The organism is uncultured Sphingomonas sp., assembly GCF_946477935.1.
Lineage (GTDB): Bacteria > Pseudomonadota > Alphaproteobacteria > Sphingomonadales > Sphingomonadaceae > Sphingomonas.
In genome coordinates this window covers 1-2,771 of record NZ_CAMLAC010000337.1, presented here as the reverse complement: position 1 = coordinate 2,771, position 2,771 = coordinate 1, and the positions used below count along the sequence as shown (strand labels likewise).

2 protein-coding genes are annotated in these 2,771 nt (G+C 69.9%); both read left to right on the top strand.

All coding sequences use genetic code 11. The annotated features are described in order from the left end of the window. Positions 1 to 18 precede the first annotated feature (18 nt). Complete coding sequence (locus Q0U08_RS19525; protein ID WP_298093442.1) at positions 19 to 2,607, top strand: nitrate reductase; 2,589 nt, start codon at positions 19 to 21, stop codon at positions 2,605 to 2,607. Continuing rightward, positions 2,597 to 2,771: SAM-dependent methyltransferase (locus Q0U08_RS19520; RefSeq protein ID WP_298093444.1), on the top strand; the 175-nt coding region annotated here is incomplete at its 3' end. The genes Q0U08_RS19525 and Q0U08_RS19520, both read left to right, overlap by 11 nt.

The window sequence follows — 2,771 nt, the reverse complement described above, 5'->3', positions numbered from 1 at the left end:
CTCTAAAGGGGAGGGGCTTTGACCTCCATCCGAACCACTTGCGCCTATTGCGGGGTGGGGTGCGGGATTGTCGCGAACGTCACCGGCGAGCGGCAAGTCTCCATTGCGGGTGATCCCGAGCATCCGGCCAATCGTGGGCGGTTGTGTTCCAAGGGCACGCATCTGGGGGAGACGGTGGGGCTGGAGGGGCGGCTGCTCCATCCAATGATCGGCAAGCGGCGGGCGTCGTGGGACAAGGCGCTGGATCTGGTCGCCCGGCGCTTTCGCGAGACGATCGCGCAGCATGGGCCGAACAGCGTCGCCTTCTACGTGTCGGGGCAGTTGCTGACCGAGGATTATTATGTCGCCAACAAGCTGATGAAGGGGTTCATCGGGTCGGCGAATATCGACACCAATTCGCGGCTGTGCATGTCGAGCGCGGTGGCGGGGCATACCCGCGCATTCGGCGAGGATGTGGTGCCGGCCAGCTATGACGATCTGGATGCGGCCGACCTGATCGTGCTGGTCGGATCGAACACGGCATGGTGCCACCCGGTCGTCTATCAGCGTATCCGGCGTGCCTGCGAGGCGGGTGCGAAGCTGGTGGTGATCGATCCGCGGCGCACCGAGACGGCGGAGGAGGCGGACCTGCATCTCGCCATCCGGCCGGGCAGCGACGTGGCGTTGATGAACGGGCTGCTCCACTGGTGTCGCGAAGCGGGTGTGGTGGACGACGACTATCTGGCCGCGCATGTGTCGGTGCCGGCGGACTTCTGGGACAGGGTAGGAGAGGGAAGCGACCTGTGGTCGGTGGCGCGCGTCTGCGACGTGGCGCCATCAGACCTCAGGCGCTTCTTCGAGATGTTCGCCGCGACGCCGCGGACGGTGACGATGTTCAGCCAGGGGGTGAACCAGGCGCTGGCGGGAACGGATCAGGTGAACGCGATCCTGAACGTCCATCTGGCGACGGGGCGGATCGGCAAGCCGGGGGCGGCGCCGTTCTCGATCACGGGCCAGCCCAATGCGATGGGCGGGCGCGAGGTGGGCGGGCTGGCCTCCACATTGGCGGCACATCGCGACTTTGCCGAGGCGAACCGGGCGGCGGTGCAGCGCTTCTGGGCATCGCCTGCCATCGCCGACAAGCCGGGGCTGAAGGCGGTCGATCTGTTTCGCGAGCTGGGGCATGGCCGGATCAAGGCGTTGTGGGTGATGGCGACGAACCCGGCGGTGTCGATGCCCGATGCCGGCGCGGTGCGCGCGGCGCTGGCGGCGTGCCCGTTCGTGGTGGTGAGCGACGTGGTGGCGGAGACCGACACCAGCGTGCACGCGCATGTCCGCCTGCCCGCCGCCGCCTGGGGCGAGAAGGACGGCACGGTCACTAATTCGGACCGGACGATCAGCCGGCAGCGGGCGCTGTTTCCGCTGCCCGGCGAGGCGAGGCCCGACTGGTGGATCGTCAAGGAGGCTGCGCGGCGGATGGGGTGGGGAACGGCCTTTGCCTATGACCGGCCCGCGGAGATCTGGCGGGAGCATTGCCGGTTGTCGACCTATGCGCCCGATGGCCAGCGGCTGTTCGCGCTGCCGGGACATGCGGCGAAGGGCAATGCCGATTATGATGCGATGGTGCCGTTCCGCTGGGGGGGCGAGCCGTTCGCCGATGGACGTTACCCGACGCCGGACGGGCGCGCGCGACTGGTGCCGGTGGTGCAGAAGCCGGTGGCGGCACCGCTGAAGGACTGGCCGCTGACGCTGAATACCGGGCGTTACCGTGACCAGTGGCATACGATGACGCGCACCGGGCTGTCGCCCAAGTTGGCGCGGCACCGCGAGGAGCCTCTGGTGGAGGTGCATGGCGACGATGCGGCGCGTGAAGGGCTGGTGGATGGCGGGCTGGCGCGCGTCGGCACGCCGCAGGGCGAGAGCCTGTACCGGGTGCGGGTGAGCGAGGCGCAGCGGCCGGGCGAGATGTTCGTGCCGATCCACTGGACCGACCGGACGGCGAGCGGCGGGCGCACGGGGTTGCTGCCGCGTCCGCTGGTCGATCCGGTGTCGGGGCAGCCGGGGTTCAAGGCGTCGCCCGCGAGCATCGCGGCGGTGGCGTGCCGGTGGCGGGGCTTCCTGATCGTCAGCGGCGAGGTGGCGCGGCCGGAGTGTCTGTGGGCGACGCGGGTGGCGGTGCCGGCGGGGACGCTGTGGGAGTTGGCGGGGGACGGCGATCCGGTAGGTTTGGAGGCCATCTTGCCGAAGGGTGCGCGGATCGAGGCGGCGGATGCCAGTCGCGGTACGCGGCGGGTGGCGGTGCTGGTGGACGGGCGGCTGGTTGCGGCGTTGTTCGTGACGGAGACCGGGCTGTTGCCGGCGCGCGACTGGCTGATCGCGCAACTGGGCGAGGCGGAGGCGGCGCCGACGGTGCTGGCCGGGCGGGCGCCGGGGGCGGCCGTGGATCGCGGGCCGATCGTGTGCGCCTGTTTCGATGTGGGATTGAAGACGATCGTATCGGCGATCGCGGCGCAGGGGCTGGCGGATGTCGCCGCGATCGGCGCGGCGCTGGGGGCGGGGACCAATTGCGGGTCGTGCCGCCCCGCCATCGCCAAGATCTTGAATCAGGGAGCGAGCCATGCCGCATGACGATTTCACCCCCGGCACGGTCTGGCTGGTCGGGGCCGGGCCGGGCGATCCGGACCTGCTGACGCGCAAGGCGGAGCGGTTGATCGCGCGCGCCGATATCGTGTTCTTCGATGCGCTGGTCGGGCCGGGTGTGCTGGGTTTGGTGCCGCCGCATGTCGAACAGG